The 18,296-nt window shown below is 67.2% G+C and carries 19 protein-coding genes; 11 read left to right on the top strand and 8 right to left on the bottom strand.

Annotated features, from left to right (window positions below; all coding sequences use genetic code 11):
- The first annotated feature begins 34 nt into the window (after window positions 1–34).
- Window positions 35–700 carry a response regulator transcription factor gene (locus ASC67_RS06565; protein WP_056318210.1) on the top strand — a complete coding sequence of 222 codons (666 nt, stop codon included), beginning with the start codon at window positions 35–37 and terminating at the stop codon, window positions 698–700.
- Window positions 690–2,006: a HAMP domain-containing sensor histidine kinase gene (locus tag ASC67_RS06560; protein ID WP_056316753.1), complete on the top strand. Its 1,317-nt coding sequence runs from the start codon at window positions 690–692 to the stop codon at window positions 2,004–2,006. The genes ASC67_RS06565 and ASC67_RS06560 overlap by 11 nt, the downstream gene beginning before the upstream one ends.
- Window positions 2,007–2,028: 22 nt before the next feature.
- On the opposite strand, the gene tyrS is transcribed toward ASC67_RS06560, so the two are convergent.
- Window positions 2,029–3,303, bottom strand: a complete 1,275-nt coding sequence (tyrS, locus tag ASC67_RS06555; protein WP_056316751.1) for a tyrosine--tRNA ligase — start codon at window positions 3,301–3,303, stop codon at window positions 2,029–2,031.
- Window positions 3,304–3,491: 188 nt separating this feature from the next.
- Between tyrS and ASC67_RS06550 the strand changes: the two genes are divergently transcribed.
- Together ASC67_RS06550 and ASC67_RS06545 are read left to right on the top strand one after the other, a co-directional pair.
- Window positions 3,492–4,874: a M23 family metallopeptidase gene (locus tag ASC67_RS06550; RefSeq protein WP_056316748.1), complete on the top strand. Its 1,383-nt coding sequence runs from the start codon at window positions 3,492–3,494 to the stop codon at window positions 4,872–4,874.
- A 76-nt stretch (window positions 4,875–4,950) separates the two neighbouring features.
- A complete protein-coding gene (locus ASC67_RS06545) occupies window positions 4,951–6,057 on the top strand; it encodes an anhydro-N-acetylmuramic acid kinase (protein WP_200946832.1) in 1,107 nt (368 codons plus the stop codon).
- A gap of 99 nt (window positions 6,058–6,156) precedes the next feature.
- Here the strand turns inward: ASC67_RS06545 and erpA are convergent, their stop codons facing one another.
- From erpA to rplM, 5 genes are all read right to left on the bottom strand, one after another.
- Window positions 6,157–6,522, bottom strand: a complete 366-nt coding sequence (gene erpA, locus ASC67_RS06540; protein WP_056316741.1) for an iron-sulfur cluster insertion protein ErpA — start codon at window positions 6,520–6,522, stop codon at window positions 6,157–6,159.
- Window positions 6,519–6,971, bottom strand: a complete 453-nt coding sequence (locus ASC67_RS06535; RefSeq protein WP_056316738.1) for a polymer-forming cytoskeletal protein — start codon at window positions 6,969–6,971, stop codon at window positions 6,519–6,521. Before ASC67_RS06535 ends, erpA begins: the two co-directional genes overlap by 4 nt.
- A gap of 36 nt (window positions 6,972–7,007) precedes the next feature.
- Window positions 7,008–7,685, bottom strand: a complete 678-nt coding sequence (locus ASC67_RS06530; protein WP_310731970.1) for a DUF6776 family protein — start codon at window positions 7,683–7,685, stop codon at window positions 7,008–7,010.
- A 190-nt stretch (window positions 7,686–7,875) separates the two neighbouring features.
- On the bottom strand, window positions 7,876–8,268 hold the full coding sequence (gene rpsI / locus ASC67_RS06525; RefSeq protein ID WP_056316731.1) for a 30S ribosomal protein S9: 393 nt from the start codon (window positions 8,266–8,268) through the stop codon (window positions 7,876–7,878).
- Window positions 8,269–8,277: 9 nt separating this feature from the next.
- Window positions 8,278–8,706, bottom strand: coding sequence for a 50S ribosomal protein L13 (gene rplM / locus ASC67_RS06520; RefSeq protein WP_011830733.1), 429 nt, complete (start codon window positions 8,704–8,706; stop codon window positions 8,278–8,280).
- Between the two features lie 296 nt (window positions 8,707–9,002).
- Between rplM and ASC67_RS06515 the strand changes: the two genes are divergently transcribed.
- From ASC67_RS06515 to ASC67_RS06505, 3 genes are all read left to right on the top strand, one after another.
- Window positions 9,003–9,734, top strand: coding sequence for a GNAT family N-acetyltransferase (locus tag ASC67_RS06515; RefSeq protein ID WP_056316728.1), 732 nt, complete (start codon window positions 9,003–9,005; stop codon window positions 9,732–9,734).
- Window positions 9,735–9,861: 127 nt separating this feature from the next.
- Window positions 9,862–10,581 (top strand): DUF2726 domain-containing protein, encoded by a 720-nt coding sequence (locus ASC67_RS06510; protein WP_056316724.1) that lies wholly within the window; start codon window positions 9,862–9,864, stop codon window positions 10,579–10,581.
- A gap of 87 nt (window positions 10,582–10,668) precedes the next feature.
- Complete coding sequence (locus ASC67_RS06505; protein ID WP_056316722.1) at window positions 10,669–11,685, top strand: serine/threonine protein kinase; 1,017 nt, start codon at window positions 10,669–10,671, stop codon at window positions 11,683–11,685.
- 26 nt (window positions 11,686–11,711) lie between these two features.
- Here the strand turns inward: ASC67_RS06505 and htpG are convergent, their stop codons facing one another.
- Window positions 11,712–13,589 (bottom strand): molecular chaperone HtpG, encoded by a 1,878-nt coding sequence (htpG, locus tag ASC67_RS06500; RefSeq protein ID WP_056316719.1) that lies wholly within the window; start codon window positions 13,587–13,589, stop codon window positions 11,712–11,714.
- A 191-nt stretch (window positions 13,590–13,780) separates the two neighbouring features.
- On the opposite strand from htpG, the gene ASC67_RS06495 reads away from it, so the two are divergent.
- The 3 genes from ASC67_RS06495 to ASC67_RS06485 all read left to right on the top strand — a co-directional run bounded on the left by ASC67_RS06495 (window position 13,781) and on the right by ASC67_RS06485 (window position 16,666).
- Window positions 13,781–15,025 (top strand): cation:proton antiporter, encoded by a 1,245-nt coding sequence (locus ASC67_RS06495; protein ID WP_056316716.1) that lies wholly within the window; start codon window positions 13,781–13,783, stop codon window positions 15,023–15,025.
- Between the two features lie 2 nt (window positions 15,026–15,027).
- Entirely contained in the window at window positions 15,028–16,140 is a 1,113-nt protein-coding gene (locus tag ASC67_RS06490) for a YbdK family carboxylate-amine ligase (RefSeq protein WP_056316713.1), read from the top strand.
- Between the two features lie 217 nt (window positions 16,141–16,357).
- Window positions 16,358–16,666, top strand: coding sequence for an MTH1187 family thiamine-binding protein (locus ASC67_RS06485; protein ID WP_056316710.1), 309 nt, complete (start codon window positions 16,358–16,360; stop codon window positions 16,664–16,666).
- Window positions 16,667–16,716: 50 nt separating this feature from the next.
- On the opposite strand, the gene ASC67_RS06480 is transcribed toward ASC67_RS06485, so the two are convergent.
- Window positions 16,717–17,160: an H-NS family nucleoid-associated regulatory protein gene (locus ASC67_RS06480; RefSeq protein ID WP_235566242.1), complete on the bottom strand. Its 444-nt coding sequence runs from the start codon at window positions 17,158–17,160 to the stop codon at window positions 16,717–16,719.
- A 17-nt stretch (window positions 17,161–17,177) separates the two neighbouring features.
- Here ASC67_RS06480 and ychF point away from each other — a divergent pair, with 17 nt between their 5' ends.
- Window positions 17,178–18,272 carry a redox-regulated ATPase YchF gene (gene ychF, locus ASC67_RS06475; RefSeq protein ID WP_056316705.1) on the top strand — a complete coding sequence of 365 codons (1,095 nt, stop codon included), beginning with the start codon at window positions 17,178–17,180 and terminating at the stop codon, window positions 18,270–18,272.
- The last annotated feature ends 24 nt before the right edge of the window (window positions 18,273–18,296 follow it).

The following is an 18,296-nucleotide window of genomic DNA, read 5'->3' as shown; positions in this document are numbered from 1 at the left end:
ATGCCGGCAGGCTGCAGAATCCATGTTCAACGCCATGCAACTGCTGCTCCTCGAAGACGACATCGACCTCGGCCAGGCCGTGGTCGACCACCTCGAAGCCCAGGGCCACGCCGTCACGTGGATGAAGCTGTGCGCCCAGACCGAGGCGGCGCTGCGCGGCAACCCCGCGATCGAACTGATGCTGCTCGACCTGCAACTGCCCGACGGCGAAGCGCTCGACCTGCTGCGCCGCCTGCGGGCGGACGGCGAACGCCGTCCGGCGATCGTGCTGACGGCCCGCGACCAGGTCAGCGACCGCATCCGCGGCCTTCAGGCCGGTGCCGACGACTACCTGGTGAAGCCCTTCGATCTCGACGAGATGCTGGCGCGCATCGACGCTGTCGCCCGCCGCAGTGGCGTGACCGATCCTCAGGCGGTGCGCGCCCAGGCGGCATCGCTCGACTTCGACGCCAAGCGCGCGCTGCGCAATGGCGATCCAGTCACGCTGACCGCGATGGAGTGGGCCCTACTGGGACGACTGGCGAGCCGGCCCGGACGCATCTGGAGCCGAGCCGAACTGGAACAGGCCCTGCACGTGCAGGCCGGCCGTGACGAGGTCGAGAGCAACTCGCTCGAGGTCATCGTGAGCCGGCTGCGGCGCAAGCTGGGGGCCTCGCTGATCAGCACGCACCGCGGCCTGGGATACCGGCTTGAAGCCTGAACCGGTCGCCTCCCCGCTCGCATGGCGCCTGGAGCAGCGCCTGCGGCGCCAGTTGCTGCTGGCGCTCGCGGTGCTGTGGCTGGTCGGTGCGATCACGGCGCTGGTCGGCCAGCAGCACGAGCTGCACGACGTGCTCGACGACGCGCTGGAAGACACCGCGGAGCGCGCGCTGAGCCTGCCGCTGCGCACCGACGCGGCACCCGAAGCGATGGGGGGCGACGATGACGACGAACACGCGCGCCTGCAGATCTTCGACGGCGAGGGCCGGCTGCTCTGGCGCTCGGCGGAGGCGCCGCTCAACCCGCTGGCCAACCTGCGTCGCAAGGGCACGCGCAGCGAGAGCGGATGGCGCGTTTCGGTGCAGCGACGCGACGATGGCAGCCGGCAGGCGGTGGCCGCCGAGCCGCTGGAACTGCGCCACGAGGCGCTGGGCCAGGCCGCGCTGTGGCTGCTGACGCCCTTGCTCGCCTTGCTGCCGCTCGCCGCGCTGCTGGTGCACCTGGTGCTGCGGCACGGCTTCCGGCGTCTGGAGCCGCTGCGCGCCGGCCTGGCCCGGCGCGAGGGCGCGGACCTGTCGCCGCTGCCGCTCGACGGCCTGCCGGGCGAGTTGAGACCGCTGGTCGACACCTTGAACGCCCTGCTGGCCCGGGTGAGCGCGCTGCTGCAGGCCGAGCGCCAGTTCGCGGCTGCCGGCGCGCACGAGTTGCGCACACCGCTGGCGGCGGCACGCGCGCAGGCACAACGCCTGGCGCAGGAGGCGCGCGACGCCGGCCTGGCCGAGCGCGCCGATGCACTGGTGCGGCAACTCGACCGGCTTTCTTCGTTGGCCAGCCGGCTGCTGCAGATCGCCCGCGTCGAGTCGGGCGTGGCGCTGAAGCGTGAGCCGGTCGATCTGGCTCAGCTGGCCACGCTGGTGGCCGACGAGTTCACCGAAGCGCGGCCCGGCGGGCGCCTACGGGTCGATGCCGGGCAGGCGGTCATCGTCGCGGCAGATACCGACGCGCTGGGGATCGCGCTGCGCAACCTGATCGACAACGCGCTCAAGCACGGCGGCCCGGCGGCCCAGGTCACGGTGCAGTCCGGGCCGGGAACGATCAGCGTGCGGGACGACGGGCCGGGCGTGCCGCCCGACAGCCTGACTCGACTGGTGCGCCCCTTCGAGCGTGGCGCGTCGGCAGCCGAGGGCAGCGGCCTGGGGCTGGCGATGGTCGAGACCATCGCCCGGCAGTCGGGGGCGCGGCTCGAGCTGAAGTCGCCAATCGCCAGCGGGCGGGGCTTCGAGGCCACGCTGCGTTTCAGCCCTTGAGGCGGGGCCTTCGCGCCGGAGATCAGCGGAGCGTCACCCGCGCGAACTTGCGCTTGCCGACCTGCACGACGTAGGTCCCGGCATCGAGCTTCAGTCCCTTGTCGCTGATGCTGGCGCCGTCGATGCGCACGCCGCCCTGCTCCACCATCCGCAGCCCCTCGCTGCCCGAAGCCACCAGGTTGGCCTGCTTTAGCAAGGCGCCGATGCCCAGCGGCGCCCCCGCGAGCGCCACCTCGGGAATCTCGTCGGGCACGCCGCCCTTGGCGCGGTTCTGGAAATCGGCCTCGGCGGCGTCGGCCGCCACCGCGTCGTGGAAGCGCGTCGTGATCTCCTTGGCCAGCAGCACCTTCGCGTCCTTCGGGTTGCGCCCGCCCTCGACCTCGGCCTTCAGCGCGGCGATCTCGGCCTCGGAGCGGAAGCTGAGCAGGGTGAAATACTTCCACATCAGCCCGTCACTGATCGACAGCAGCTTGGCGAACATGCTGTTGGCGGGCTCGGTGATGCCGATGTAGTTGTTCTTGCTCTTCGACATCTTCTCGACGCCGTCCAGCCCTTCGAGCAAGGGCATGGTCAGGATGCACTGCGGCTCCTGGCCGTACTCGGCCTGCAGTTGGCGGCCGACCAGCAGGTTGAACTTCTGGTCGGTGCCCCCGAGCTCCAGATCCGACTTCAGCGCCACCGAGTCGTAGCCCTGCATCAGCGGGTAGAGGAACTCATGCACCGAGATCGGCATGCCGGCCTTGAAGCGCTTGGTGAAGTCGTCGCGCTCCATCATCCGCGCGATCGTGTAGCGCGACGCCAGCTGGATCATGCCGCGCGCGCCCAGCGGGTCGCTCCATTCGGAGTTGTAGCGGATCTCGGTCTTCGACGGATCCAGAACCAGGCTGGCCTGCCGATAGTAGGTCTGCGCATTCGACTCGATCTGCTCGCGCGTCAGCGGCGGCCGGGTGGCGTTGCGGCCGGATGGGTCTCCGATCATCGAGGTGAAGTCGCCGATCAGGAAGATCACTTGGTGCCCCAGGTCCTGCAGCTGGCGCATCTTGTTCAGCACCACCGTGTGGCCGAGATGGATGTCGGGCGCGGTCGGGTCGAGCCCCAGCTTGATGCGCAGTGGCACGCCGGTTGCATTCGACCGGGCCAGCTTCTGAAGCCAGTCGTCCTGCGGCAGCAGTTCATCACAGCCCCTCAAACTGACGGCAAGGGCGGCCTGAACGGCGTCTGTTACCGGGTACTTGGCGACAGAAGTCGACAGTTCGGAATTCGTTGAGGCGTTAACCTGATCAGCAGGGTAGGACATGAGCAGGATTTCGTCTTTACACGGGGCCGCAGGGGGGCCGATCGATACAATCTTTGCGTTTGCAGAGTGACGGGATTCTAGAGGGGCGCACACCCCCGGCATCGTCGACTGCCCACGCCAACCCTGCCGCATTCGGTCGCCACCAGCGGGACCGCGATAGGCAGCTCGATTTTTTGGGATCGTTGGGATTGAACACTTCTGCTTCCTTGCTCCGCCTTGTCGAGCGCACCGACGCGCTGCTGCAGCGCCACCCTCGCCGGCTCACCGCGGCCGTCGTGACGCTGCTCCTCGGTTCGGCCGTCACCGCCTTCGGTGTGGCGCCCATGGCCCCCGACGCAGCCGACCTGCCGCGCCGCGTGCTAACGGAAAGCGTCACATCGCTTGCGCTCGAGGCGCAGTTGCAAGCACTTGAAACACACTCGGTCGCGCTCTACCGCAGTGAACTCAGCCGCAGCAGCGACACCGCCGACACACTGCTCCAGCGTCTCGGCATCGACGATGCAGAGGCCGCCGCCTTCCTGCGTCGCGACAGCACCGCCCGCGCCCTGCTCGAAGGCCGGTCCGGCAAGATGGTGCAGGCGCTCGCCACCAACGGCCGGCTGAGCCAGCTCATCGCTCGCTCGCCCGCCGAAAGCGCCGCCCAGCTCTCGACACATTTCACGCGGCTCACCATCGAGCGCGACGCGATCGGCCTGCGGGCGCGCACCGAACAGGCGGCGCTGTCGAGTGAAGTCAAGCTCGGCTCCGGCACCATCCAGACCTCGCTGTTCGCGGCCGCGGACGACTCGCGACTGCCCGACGCGGTGACCGTCCAGCTGGCCGAGCTGTTCGGCACCGATATCGATTTCCGCCGCGAACTCAAGCGCGGCGACACCTTCACCGTGCTGTACGAGGCCCTGACGGCGGACGGCGAGCCGGTGACGTGGAATCAGGCGTCAGGTCGCCTGCTGGCCGCGCAGTTCATCAACGACGGCCGCTCGCACGATGCCGTTTGGTTCCAGGACGCTGCCGTGAACGGCAAGCCCAAGGGCGGCTACTTCGGGCTTGACGGCCGCAGCAAGAACCGCATGTTCCTCGCCTCGCCGATGGCGTTCTCGCGCGTGACCTCGGGTTTCTCGATGCGCCTGCATCCGATCCTGCAGACCTGGCGCGCCCACCTGGGGGTCGACTACGGTGCACCGACCGGCACGCCGGTGCGCGCGGTCGGCGACGGCGTCGTCGAGTTCGCCGGCTGGCAGAACGGATACGGCAACATCGCCATCATCCGCCACGCCGGCGATCGCGAGACCCGCTATGCGCATTTGAGCCGGCTGGACGTGAAGCGCGGCCAGCGCATCGACCAAGGCCAGTTGGTCGGTGCGGTGGGTGCCACCGGCTGGGCCACCGGACCCCATCTCCATTTCGAATTTCGTGAGCGTGGACAGGTCCAGGACCCGCTGAAGATCGCACGCGCTTCCGAGGCCTTTACCCTGTCGCCTGCTGCGCGGGCGCAGTTCAACGAGGTAGCGGCCGCGGCCCGCTCGCAACTGACCGTCGCGTCGGCGGTGAACCCGGTGGCACGCTTCGAGTGAGCTCGCCCGCCCCGGAGAAGGAGCCCGCCCCACGGCGGGCTTTTTCGTGCGCGCGCGGCGCCGCCCTTAGGATGGCGTGATGGGTGAGATCTACATCGGGCTGATGTCGGGCACCTCGATCGACGGCGCCGATGGCGTGCTGATCGAGTTCGAAGGCGAACGGATGCAGGTGCTGGCGCACGCACACCGTGTATTCGATCCGGCGCTGCGCACCGAACTGCTGGCACTGAACACCCCGGGCGACGACGAACTGCACCGCGCTGCCCTGGCGGCGAACGCCCTGGCCCGGGTGTATGCGCAGGTCGTGACGGATCTTCGCCAGCGCGTGCCCGGCACGGTGCGAGCCATCGCGGCCCATGGCCAGACCGTGCGGCACCGGCCGGGCCAGTTCGACGGCATCGGCTACACGCTGCAGATCAATGCGCCCGCCCTGCTCGCCGAGCTGACCGGCATCGCGGTCGTGGCCGACCTGCGCAGCCGCGATGTCGCCGCTGGCGGCCAGGGCGCACCACTGGTCCCGGCCTTTCACCGAGCCTGCTTCGGCCGGGACGGCGAGGCGGTGGCCGTGGTCAACATCGGCGGCATCAGCAACCTGACGCTGTTGCCCCGCGACGATTCCCCCGTTCGGGGCTTCGACTGCGGCCCGGGCAACGCTCTGATGGACCTGTGGTGCCTGCGCCACCGCGGCCTGCCGTACGACGATTTGGGGCGGTGGGCCGCCAGTGGCGCCGTCCGGCCCGATCTGCTCGCCGCCGCCCTGCGCGATCCGTACTTCGCCCTGCCGCCGCCGAAAAGCACCGGGCGCGACGACTTCCATGCTGCATGGCTCGATGGCCTTCTGGCGACGACTCCGGGCGTCGACGCACAGGACGTGCAGGCGACGTTGTGCGAACTGACGGCTCGTGTGATCGCCCAGGACCTGACCCGTCACCTGCCGGCCGCGAGCGTCTTGCTGGTTTGCGGCGGCGGAGCCTTGAATCAGGAGTTGATGCGTCGAGTGCAGGCCGCGCTGCCCCAGATGCCGGTGCAGTCCAGTGGGGACCGTGGATTGCCGCCGTTGCAGGTCGAGGCAGCCGCGTTTGCCTGGCTGGGCCGTGCGCATCTGCATGGACGGACCGGGTCGCTGAAAGAAGTGACCGGCGCCGCCGGTCCGCGCGTGCTGGGAGCGCTCTACCCCGCCTGAACCTGCCCGCAAAGCGAAAAAGCCGCCCTAGGGCGGCTTCGATCGTTCAGCCCGCGCGGCAAGGCCAGCATCGACCGGGGTGCCGCATCTGAGCGCGGCTCAGGTCGAGAAGCTCGAACCGCAGCCGCAGGTGGTCGTGGCGTTCGGGTTCTTGATGACGAACTGCGCGCCTTCCAAGTCTTCCTTGTAGTCGATCTCGGCGCCCACCAGGTACTGCAGGCTCATCGCGTCGATGAGCAGCATCACGCCGTTCTTCTCCATCTTCGTGTCGTCGTCGTTGACGACCTCGTCGAAGGTGAAGCCGTACTGGAAGCCGGAACAGCCGCCGCCCTGCACGAAGACGCGCAGCTTCAGCTCGGGGTTGCCTTCTTCCTCGACCAGTTCCTTGACCTTGCCGGCCGCACTGTCGGTGAAGACGATCGGGGCGGGCATTTCGGTGGCAATGTGTTCTGCAACGGCGCTCATGGAGACTCCTGTGACTCGCGGTCCGTGACCGCTCTCGTATTGTGACCGACTGCGCTCAAGACCGCATTGGCCGCCAGTCGGAGTGCGGGCTTGTCCTCCGCATTCAGGGGTCTCAGTTCACCGTGCACCTGCGCGCCCTGGTGCATTTCCAGACGCTCGTAACGCACATTGCCCTCGATACGGGCCTTTGGCTGCAACTCCAGCAGCTCATCGGATTCCAGCGGGCCGCGCACCTCGCCATTGACGATCACGTGTCCGGCCTTGACCCTGCCGGCAATGCTGGCTTTCTCGCCGATCACGAGCAGGTTGCGTTCGTCGCCGAGCGCCAGCACGTTGCCCAGCACCCGTCCGTCGATGCGCAACCCCTCGCTGAAGCGGATCTCGCCCTCGATGACCGTACCCTCGCCGACGAGCGTGCGGATGGGGGGTTGCTTGCGCATTCCGAACATGTCTTCTCTCCAACGAAAGGCGCGCTCTACAGCACGCTAGAGGCTCACATCCTGGCTGGCACGCACGCCGCCCTGGGCGTCCAGCACCCGGACCTGCAGGCCATCGACCACAGCCAGTGATGGGAAATTCAGCGTGCCATCCACGCGCTGATACTGCCGGAACTGCAATGAGCGTGGCGCACCGGATGGTGATTGCGTCCACGCCTGACCCTCGAGCTGACCCTTCAACGTCAGCTCGTAGCGCCCCTTGAACTCGGCCGGCGACTTGCCTTGCTGCATCACCAGCAACTGATAGCGCAACTGGCCGTTGCCGACGACCTCGGCCTGCAGCCCGCGCACCACCAACTCCGACTTGCCGCTGGTCGGCAGCAGGCGCTCGAAAAAACCGAGGTCACCCTTGAGCGCCATGTTCTCGGCCTCAAGGGCCTTGATCTGGCTCATGAGGCGCTCCTGCGTCGTGCGCTCGGTCTTGAGCAGGCTCTCTGCTGTGTTGGCGATGCTTTGCGCCTTGTCCCGCTCGCTGCGCAACTGCTCGAGGTCGACCACGTCGGGTCCGTCCGGTCGCACAACCGCCGGGGCCCGATCGAGACGGTCGAGGCCGGCGATGTCCTTGCCGAACTCGAACGCCCAGAGGGCCAGTGCGGCCGAAAACCCGAACGCCAGAGCCAGCACGGCCCAGCGCAACGGCCAGGACAGATGGCTGCGCACGATCATGCGCGGGGCGCTGATCGACAAGCGGCGGCGCAGCAGCTTCCAACGCATGGAGTTCCGGAAAGCCCAAAACTCCATTCTAGGCAGCCGCCCCGTGGCCACCAGCGCCCAATGTGCAACCGGACGATGAACTTGCAGCACAAATGAAAAAGCCGCCCGAAGGCGGCCTTTTGTCGCAGTCTGCGCAGAAAGATCAGCGCTTGCTGAACTGCTTGCGGCGACGTGCGCCGTGCAGACCGACCTTCTTGCGCTCGACCTCGCGCGCGTCGCGCGTCACGAAGCCGGCACGGCTCAGTTCGGGCTTGAGCGCCGCGTCGTAATCGATCAGCGCACGCGTCACGCCATGGCGCACAGCGCCGGCCTGACCCGATTCGCCGCCACCGTGGACGTTGACCTTGATGTCGAAGGCTTCGACGTTGTTGGTCAGGAACAGCGGCTGCTTGACGATCATGATCGAGGTCTGGCGGCCGAAGTACTGCTCGACCGGCTTGCCGTTGACCGTGATCTGACCACTGCCCTTCTTGATGAACACGCGCGCCACCGAAGACTTGCGGCGGCCGGTCCCGTAATTCCAATTGCCAATCATCGCCGCTCCTTAGACTTCCAGAGCCTTGGGGCTCTGGGCGGTGTGCGGGTGCGTGGCACCGGCATAAACCTTCAGCTTCTTGATCATCGCGTAGCCCAGCGGACCCTTGGGCAACATGCCCTTGACGGCCTTTTCCAGGGCACGGCCGGGATGCTTGGCCTGCATGTCCTTGAACTTGGTCGCGTAGATCCCGCCCGGGAAACCCGAGTGACGGTAGTACACCTTGTCGGTGGCCTTGTTGCCCGTAACACGGAGCTTTTCGGCATTGACGATGACGATGAAGTCGCCGGTATCGACGTGAGGCGTGTAGATTGGCTTGTGCTTGCCACGCAGACGGAGGGCCACTTCGCTGGCAACCCTTCCGAGGACCTTGTCGGTCGCGTCAATCACAAACCACTCGTGCGTCACTTCGGCCGGTTTGGCGCTGAAGGTTTTCATGACTTTGAAACGGAGTGGAAATCCCGGCTCGAATCGCTTTCGCGGTCGGCGCCCCTTGTGATGCGGTCCCTCGGACATGCCGTCGAACCAGCGCAGGGCCTCTTAGGCGAAACATCGGCCACATGACGCGGCCGCCTTTCCCGGAGCCAGAAAGCGGGAAAGCCCATCAGTATATGCGAAGCCCAGGGGAGCCGACAGCCAAGCCGAGAAGGACCGACGCAGGCGGCGGGGAGGCCCCCCCCTGCAGATCGAGCGGCAACTCAACGCCGTCGCTACAATACTAGGGTAAACCCCAAATGAACATCGAACCGAATCCTTCCACCAACTCAAGCCCATCGTCTGACCACCTGGGTCAGCCTGGAGCTGGGGTGCGGCGCGCTCCTGCCCGCGCCTTTCAGTGGGTGCCGATCCGTTCGCTCGCCCGGCGCCACCGGGAACGGATCGTCGCTCATCTGGTGGCACTCCCTCCGCGCGACCGCTATCTGCGTTTCGGCCATGCCGCGAGCGACGAACAGATCGCGCATTACGTGGACAGCATCGAGTTCAAGCGCGACGAGGTCTTCGGCATCTTCAACCGCCGGCTAAAACTGGTGGCGATGGCGCACCTCGCCTACGAGCGCGCGCCGCAGGTGGACAGCCATCCGGCGATGGTGGAGTTCGGCGTGTCGGTGCTGCCGCAGGCGCGTGGACGCGGCTACGGTGCGCGCCTGTTCGATCACGCGGTCATGCACGCTCGCAACCGCGGTACGGAGACCCTGTTCATCCACGCGCTCAGCGAGAACACCGCCATGCTGAAGATCGCACGCAACGCCGGCGCCAGGGTGGTGCGTGACGGCAGCGAGTCGGAGGCGTGGCTGAAACTGCCGCCTGACACGCTGGGCAGTCAGGTCGAGGAGATGGTGGAAACCTATGCCGCCGAGGTCAATCACCGCCTGAAGCGCCACGCGCTGCAGCTGGAACACTGGTTCGACGCCGTGAACGAGGTCCGCGCCCGGTTCGCCAAGGGTCTGGTTGTCGCTTCGGAGTAGCGCAACGCCGTCGCAGCAGGGCGACAAGCACTCACCTGAGGGGATGCCGGCCAGGCCCGGCGGTGACTAGCATGCCGGACTGTCCGCGCCGTACCGCGGCGAAGTCCGTCACGCCACCGTATCCCTCATGACGATGCCCCTCTGGCTGTATGCGCTGCTCGCGGGCATGGCCCTGGTCGGCGCATTTGCTGTCGGGCGCTACTCGCTCGCCCGACGACAACACCGTTCGCTGCCACGGCAGTGGCTGCTGATGGCGCGGCCGGTGCTCAATTCCGACGAGCGCCGCACGATGCGCATGCTGCGCGAGGGACTGCCGCAGTACATCGTGCTGGCGAAACTGCCTCTGGTCCGTCTTTGCCAGCCGCGCGACCCGCGGCGGGTGCGCTACTGGTTCGACCTTCTGGGCAGCCTGCACGTGAGTTTCGCCGTCTGCAGCCCCAACGGCCGCGTCATCGCCGTCATCGACCTAGAGCCGGAGCGCGGCGTGTCGCGACGCGCCAGCAAGATCAAGCAGTCGGTGCTCGATGCCTGCCGCATCCGTTACCTCTCGTGCAAGGCCGAGAACCTGCCACCGATGAGCGAATTGCAGTTGCTGCTTCGCCCCCAGGGCGCAGTGCCGCGCCAGGCGCCGCTCGCCGCCACGCCACCAAAGAACTTTCAGCAGGCGCGCAGCACACTGTCCGATACGGTCCGCACACGCCGGGCCGAGCGCTCGGCCCGCTGGGCAGACTCCGGTTTCCCGCAGGATTCCTTCTTTGCGCCGGACAGCCGGCTCGACGGCCCGAGCAGCGAGTTTGCGCCGCTGGCGGCCTCGGTGCCCGACTCGCTCTCGGGTTCGTTGCGCTGAGCGCTTGCTCGTCCCTAACGATTCGCGTCTCCGGCCCGATCCGTCAGTGCTTCCGGAGGGGCGACCGTCCGCGTGCGAGCATCGCGCATGGACCACGCCACGCCTCCCCAGCCCTTTGCCGATCTGACGCCGCATGCGGTGCTCGACGCGATGGCCGACATCGGCCTGTATGGCGATGGTCGGCTGCTGCAGCTGAATTCCTATGAGAATCGCGTCTTCCAGGTGGCGCTGGAAGACGGCAGCACCGTCGTTGCGAAGTTCTACCGTCCAGCCCGCTGGAGCGACGAGCAGATCCTCGAAGAGCACGCCTACGCGCTCGAACTCACCGCCGCCGAAGTGCCGGCCGTCGCCCCGCTCGTGCTGGATCCCCGGCAGGCGCGCGGTGAGTTGCGCGCCCTCGGCGAGCCCCCCACGCTGGCCGTGCTCGGCAGCATGCGCTTCGCTGTCGCGCCGCGCCGCGCCGGCCGGGCGCCGGAACTGGACGATCCTGAGGTGCTGGAATGGATCGGCCGCTTCATCGGCCGCCTGCATGCCGTAGGGCGACAGAGGCCGTTCCAGCACCGGCGCACGCTCGACGTCGACACCCTCGGCCACGCGCCGCGGGACTGGCTGCTCGGTACCGACATCGTCACCGCCGCCGAGCGCCCGCGCTGGTCCGACGTGTCAGAGCGGGCGCTGGCGCTCGTCGCGCAGCATTTCGCCGCGGCCGCCCCGCTGCGTTCGTTGCGCCTGCACGGCGACTTCCATCCGGGCAACCTGCTGTGGACGCCTCAGGGCCCGCACTTCGTCGATCTCGACGACGCGGCGATGGGCCCCGCCGTACAGGATCTGTGGATGCTGCTGTCGGGCGACCCGGACGTCGCCCGACAGCAACTGGCGGCGCTGCTGGAGGGCTACGAAACCTTCTGCGACTTCGATCGCCGCGAGCTTGCGCTGATCGAAGCGTTGCGCACCCTGCGAATGATCCATCACAGCGCCTGGCTCGCACAGCGCTGGAACGATCCGGCCTTCCCGGCCGCGTTCCCGTGGTTCGGCGCGCCGAGCTACTGGTCCCAGCAGATCGAGCACCTGATGGTCCAGATCGACCTGATGACCGACGCCTAGCGTCGGTCATCGTGCGCCGGAGCGGCTCAGACCAGCAGCCGGTTCACGCGCTGCACATAGGCGGCGGGGTCGTCGAGCTGGCCGCCTTCGGCCAGCACAGCCTGGTCGAACAGCACCTGCGCCAGATCGTCGAAGCGCTCGCTGCCGTCCAAGCGCTTGACGAGCGCATGCTCCGTGTTGACCTCCAGGATCGGCAGGCTGGTCGGCGCGCTCTGCCCGGCCTGCTTCAGCAGACGCGCGAGGTGCCCGCTGATGTCGCCGTCTTCCACCACCAGGCAGGCCGGTGAATCGACCAGCCGCGTCGTCACTCGCACGTCCTTGGCGCGCTCCTTCAGCGTGTCCTTCAGCTTCTCCAGCACCGGCTTGAAAGCCTCGGCCGCCGCTTCGGCCTGTTGCTTCTCGCCCTCGTCCTGCAGCTTGCCCAGGTCCACCGCGCCCTTGGCGACGCTCTGCAGCGGCTTGCCCTCGAACTCGAACAAATGCGAAAGCATCCACTCGTCGACGCGGTCGGTGAGCAGCAGCACCTCGATGCCCTTCTTGCGGAACACCTCGAGCTGCGGGCTGTGACGCGCCGCCGCCGTGGTATCGGCGGTGATGTAGTAGATCGCCTCCTGGCCGTCCTTCATGCGCGCCAGGTAGTCGGCCAGCGACACCCCCTCGTCGGCTTGTGTCGACGCGAAGCGCAGCAGCTTCGCCAGGCGCTCCCGGTTCGCATGGTCCTCACCCACGCCCTCTTTCAGCACCGCGCCGAACTCGCGCCAGAAGGCGGCGTACTGGTCGCGCCGCGCGGCGTCTTCGCTGCCCGCCATCTCTTCCAGCATGCCCAGCACGCGCTTGGTCGAGCCTTCGCGGATGGCCTTCACGTCGCGGCTTTCCTGCAGCAATTCGCGCGAGACGTTCAGCGGCAGATCGCTCGAATCGATCACGCCCTTGACGAAGCGCAAGTAGCTCGGCATCAGCGCCTGCGCGTCGTCCATGATGAAGACGCGCTTCACGTAGAGCTTGATGCCGCCCTGGCGGTCGCGGTTCCACAGATCGTGCGGCGCCTTCGCCGGCAGATACAACAGCTGGATGTACTCGCTGCGGCCCTCGACGCGGTTGTGCGTGTAGGCGAGCGGTGGCGTGCTGTCGTGGCTGAACTGTTCGTAGAAACTCTTGTATTCCGCGTCGGTGATCTCGCTCTTGGGGCGGGCCCACAGCGCGGCCGCCTTGTTGACGGTCTCCCACGCGTCCTGGGTCACGTACTCGCTCTTCTCCGCGTCCCAGACCTGCTCGCGCATCAGGATCGGCAAGGAAATGTGATCGGAGTAACGACCGATGACGGACTTGAGCTTCCAGGTACTCAGGAACTCGTCCTCACCGTCGCGAAGATGCAGCGTCACCGACGTGCCGCGCTGCTCGCGAACGAGGTTCTCGACCTCGAAATCGCCGGTGCCGGCACTGCTCCAGCGGACGCCGTCTTCCACCTTCATCCCGGCCCGACGCGACTCGACCGTGATGCGGTCGGCGACGATGTAGCCGCTGTAGAAACCCACACCGAACTGGCCGATCAGTTGCGCATCCTTGGCCTGCTCGCCCGACAGCTTGCCGACGAACTCGCGCGTGCCGCTCTTGGCGATCGTGCCCAGGTTGGCGATCGCCTCGTCGGCGCTCATGCCGATGCCGTTGTCGGCGATCGTGATCGTGCGTGCCTCCTTGTCGAAACTCACGCGCACTTCCAGGGTCGAAGCGTCCTCGTACAGTGAGGCGTCGTTCAAGGCCTCGAAACGCAACTTGTCGCAGGCGTCCGAGGCATTGGAGATCAGCTCGCGGAGGAAGATCTCCTTGTTAGAGTACAAAGAGTGGGTCACGAGGTGCAGCAGCTGCTGCACCTCGGCTTGGAATGACAAGGTCTGCTTGTTCATGGCGGCCTGAAGATCGTTGACAGGGTGCACGGGCGCGAGCGCCGGATGTGCGCCGAGGATTGTGGGGCCACTCGCCGGTCTTTCAAGACCACGAGGCCCCGGACCCGCAGGCCGCAGCGCGGCCCTGCCCACCGCGTGCCCTCCTCGCCAGCGAAGAGGCATGCGACAGCCCCGAGGAGAACAACAACGCCATGGAGACGTCAGCTCTCGCCCTGTCCACCGCGCCACTGTGGACCCTGGAAGGCCTGCGCGGTGCCGACCCCGTGCTGGGCATCGCCTTGCTGATCATCATTGCCGTCGTCACCGGCGAGGCGGTGCGTCGCTGGACGCGGCTGCCGCGCACCTGCGGCCACATGCTGGTCGGCGTGATCGCCAGTCCGCTGGCACTGCGGCTGCTGGAGCGCACCGATCTCGATCCGTGGAAGCCGCTGCTCGATCTGGCGGTCGGCGTGCTCGTGTTCGAACTCGGTGCCCGGATCCGCCCGCGCTGGCTGTTCGACAACCCGACCCTGGCGCTGCAGTGCGTGGCCGAATCGCTGCTCGCGGCGGCCGCCGTGACCGTGGGCCTGGTGATGCTCGGCGCACCAGCGATGTCGGCCGCGCTGGTCGGCGCGGTAGCGATGGCCACCTCCCCGGTCATCACGATGGCCGCCGTACACGAGACCCAGCCGCGCGGCCAGGTCACCGAGCGGCTGCTGATGATGACCGCGCTCAACAGCGTGCTCGCCGTGCTCGCGCTGAAGATCTGGCGCGTGATCGCGACCGCCGACGCACCGCTGAGCTCCGAGTGGCTGCCGGCGCTGGCCAATGCAGTCTATGTGCTGTGCGGCTCCTTCCTGCTCGGCGCATTGCTCGGCCTGCTGCTGACGTGGATGTCGCGTCCGATGCGCCGCACGATGGCCAGCGCGGTGCTGCAGATCGGCCTGCTGGTGCTCGGCGCGCTGCTGGCCACGCAGTGGACGCTGTCACCGCTGCTTGCGCTGCTGGTGGCCGGCGTCGTGGCGCGTGCACGTATGGGCCACGGCCTGACCATCGAGCCGCAACTCGGCACCGCCGGCGCCGCACTGACCGTGCTGCTGTTCGTGAGCCTGGGGTTGGTGAGCTCGGTCGAGAGCTTCTGGAGCCTCTGGCCCTGGGTGCTGGCGATCATCGTCGCGCGCGCGCTCGGCAAGGGACTTGCGGTCGCTGCGCTCGCGCGGCCCAGCGGCCTGAGCCTGAAGCAGTCGCTGGCCCTCACGGTGGCACTGCAACCGATGGCGCAGTCGGCCCTGCTGCTGGGCGCGGCCACCTACGGCTGGCCGGCCGACGCGCCGATCGTCGACGCCGCCGTGTTGCAGGCGCTGGTGATCGCCGTCACGCTGATGCAGCTCAGCGGACCGGTGTGGTCGGTGCTGGGCCTGCGCCACCTCGCCCGCGAAGTCCCGGAACGGAGCTGACCATGCCCTTGCAAGATTTCACCTCTTCCGAAGCGCTGACCCTCGGCGTCGAGCTCGAGCTGCAGCTGCTCAGCACCCATGACTTCGACCTCGCGCCACAGGCCGAGGACCTGCTGCGCGAGACCGCGAAGCACAGCGGTGCGTGGGACATCAAGCCCGAGATCACGCGCAGCATGATCGAGATCGGCAGCTCCATCCAGCGCCGTCACGGCCCGCTGCGGGAGGAGCTGCGCGACATGCGCAACCAGCTGTCGCGGGCGGCGCGCAAGCTCAACATCGCCATCGCGGGCGGCGGCACCCACGCCTACCAGCAGTGGAGCGAGCAACAGATCTTTCCGGCCGAGCGCTTTCGGTACATCAGCGAGCTGTACGGCTACCTTGCCAAGCAGTTCACCGTGTTCGGCCAGCACGTGCACGTCGGCTGCCCCGACGGCGACCAAGCGCTGTGGCTGCTGCACGCCCTGTCGCGCTACGTGCCGCACTTCATCGCGCTGTCGGCCTCGTCGCCCTATGTCCAGGGACAGGACACCGGCTTCGATTCGGCGCGGCTCAATTCGGTATTCGCCTTCCCGCTGTCGGGCCGCGCGCCGTTCGTGCGCAGCTGGGAGGAGTTCGGCGGCTTCTTCGACAAGATGACCGCGACCGGCGTCGTGCAGTCGATGAAGGACTTCTACTGGGATATCCGTCCCAAGCCCGAGTTCGGCACGATCGAGCTGCGCGTCTGCGACACGCCGCTGAGCGTTGACAAGGCCGCGGCGCTGGCGTGCTACCTGCAATGCATCTGCCGGCAGCTGCGCGAGGAGAAGCCCTTCGAGCCCAGCGAGGACGACTACCTCGTCTACACCTTCAATCGCTTCCAGGCCTGCCGCTTCGGGCTCGACGGCGAGATCGTCGACCCGAGGACCAAGCAGCGCTCGCGCCTGCGCGACGACATCCTGCGCACCTTGACGCGGCTGGACGAGCACGCGCTCGACCTGGAGGCGCTCGATGCGACGCAGTTGCTGCGCGACTCGCTGTTCGAGGGCAACGATGCTCGCTGGCTGCGAGCGCAGCGCGCGGCGATGCTGCCGCTGCCGGCCGTGGTGGAGGCTGCTGCCCGGCGTTGGGGGGAGTGATCGGCAGCGGTCGACCCTCCTCAGAGCGACAACTGTCGCCTGCGCAGCAGTGACACCCGTCGCACCGGGGCAACGCGCCAGACTGCGCCGCCTGCGTCCGAGGCATGCCCGCGCCTCGGAAACGCGGCCTTGATGACGGGCACAAAGCTTGCCCTGTTGAGTTCATCCGGCGCGCCGACCGAAAGACGCGCGCACCTCAACCACAGGAGACTTACCGATGGTCCTGCTCGAATTCGCCATGGCACCGCTCACCAAGGGCGAGAGCGTCAGCCCCTTCGTCGCCCGCTCGCTCGACATCATCGACAAGAGCGGCGTGCCCTACCAACTCACGCCGATGGGCACGATCCTCGAAGGCGAATGGCACGAGGTGATGGCAGTCGTCACCGCCTGCTTCGAGGCGATGAGCGCCGACTGCGACCGGGTGGGAACCAATATCAAGATCGATTACCGCGCGGGCCCGGGTGGGCGCCTGCAGTCGAAGCTCGACTCGGTGCAGCAAAAGCTGGGACGCACGCTGTCGACCTGACAGCGCGTCGGCAATGAACTGCAGCCTGTGACGGCGGCAGTTCGCGCAAATCAAGCAGCGAGGTCTTCCGGCGTCTTGCCGCCGGCAATCGCATCCAGGAACCACTGCGGGCGCCGTCCGTGGCCCGACCAGCTGTGGCCGGCGTCATCGCGGTACTTCACCTTGCCGATGGTCTTGGTCTGCTTCTTCTTTTTCGCCCCGACCTTGCGTTGCTTGCGACCCGCCGCACCGAGCCCGAGATCGGCGGCGCTCAAGCCGTAGAACGCGATCGCCTCGCGAATGCGTTCGATCACGTCCTTCACTTCGCGCTTCTTCAGGGTTTCCGCCTGACGCTGCAGTGTCGCGATTTCCTTTTGAATCTGGGCCAATGATTTCGCCATTCCGATGTCCTTTGTGTTTATCGAAGTCAATGAGAGCATAAGCCCGCGCCGGTAAAATCGCCGAAAGTCGCCCAGCGTCGTGGCGCCGCAGCCGCAGGCTGCTTCAACTCTCACTGAAAGTCTCGCCCGCCATGAGCCTCAAATGCGGCATCGTGGGTTTGCCCAATGTCGGCAAATCCACTCTCTTCAATGCGCTCACCAAAGCCGGTATCGCTGCGGAGAACTATCCGTTCTGCACGATCGAGCCGAATGTCGGGATCGTCGAATTGCCCGATCCGCGGTTGCACGCGCTGGCCGCCATCGTCACGCCGGAGAAGCTGGTGCCGGCCATCGTCGAGTTCGTCGACATCGCCGGCCTCGTGGCCGGCGCGAGCCAGGGCGAGGGCCTGGGCAACCAGTTTCTCGCCCACATCCGCGAGACCGACGCGATCGTGAACGTGGTCCGCTGCTTCGACGACGAGAACGTGATCCATGTCGCCGGCAAGGTCGATCCGATCGCCGACATCGAGGTCATTCAGACCGAGCTCTGCCTGGCCGATCTCGCGACGGTCGAGAAGACGCTGCAGCGCTCGATCAAGGCCGCGAAGTCGGGCAATGACAAGGAAGCCGCCAAGCTGGTCGACGTGCTGCAGAAATGCCAGGCTTCGCTGAACGAGGCCCGTCCGGTACGCAGCATCGCCTTCAGCAAGGAAGAACTGGCGATCCTCAAGCCGCTGTGCCTCATCACCGCCAAACCGGCGATGTTCGTGGGCAACGTCGACGAAGGTGGTTTCCAGGACAACCCGTATCTCGACAAGCTGCGCGCCTATGCCGAGGGCCAGCAGGCGCCGGTCGTGGCCATCTGCGCGAAGACCGAGGCCGAGCTCGCCGACATGTCCGACGAGGACCGGCTGATGTTCCTGCAGGAGATGGGGCAGGACGAGCCCGGCCTGAACCGCCTGATCCGCGCGGCCTTCAAGCTGCTGGGCCTGCAGACCTACTTCACCGCCGGCGTGAAGGAAGTGCGGGCCTGGACCATCCATATCGGCGACACCGCGCCGCAGGCCGCTGGCGTGATCCACACCGATTTCGAGCGCGGGTTCATCCGGGCTCAGACCATTGCCTTCGACGATTTCATCGCGTTCAAGGGCGAGCAGGGCGCCAAGGAGGCCGGCAAGATGCGCGCCGAAGGCAAGGACTACGTCGTCAAGGACGGTGACGTACTGAACTTCCTGTTCAACGTCTGAGCGTCAGTCCGTGAAGAGACCCCG

This window comes from Methylibium sp. Root1272, from assembly GCF_001425905.1.
Lineage (GTDB): Bacteria > Pseudomonadota > Gammaproteobacteria > Burkholderiales > Burkholderiaceae_C > Methylibium.
The sequence above is the reverse complement of the archived record's forward strand: the minus strand, read 5'-3'. Positions and strand labels throughout refer to the sequence as shown.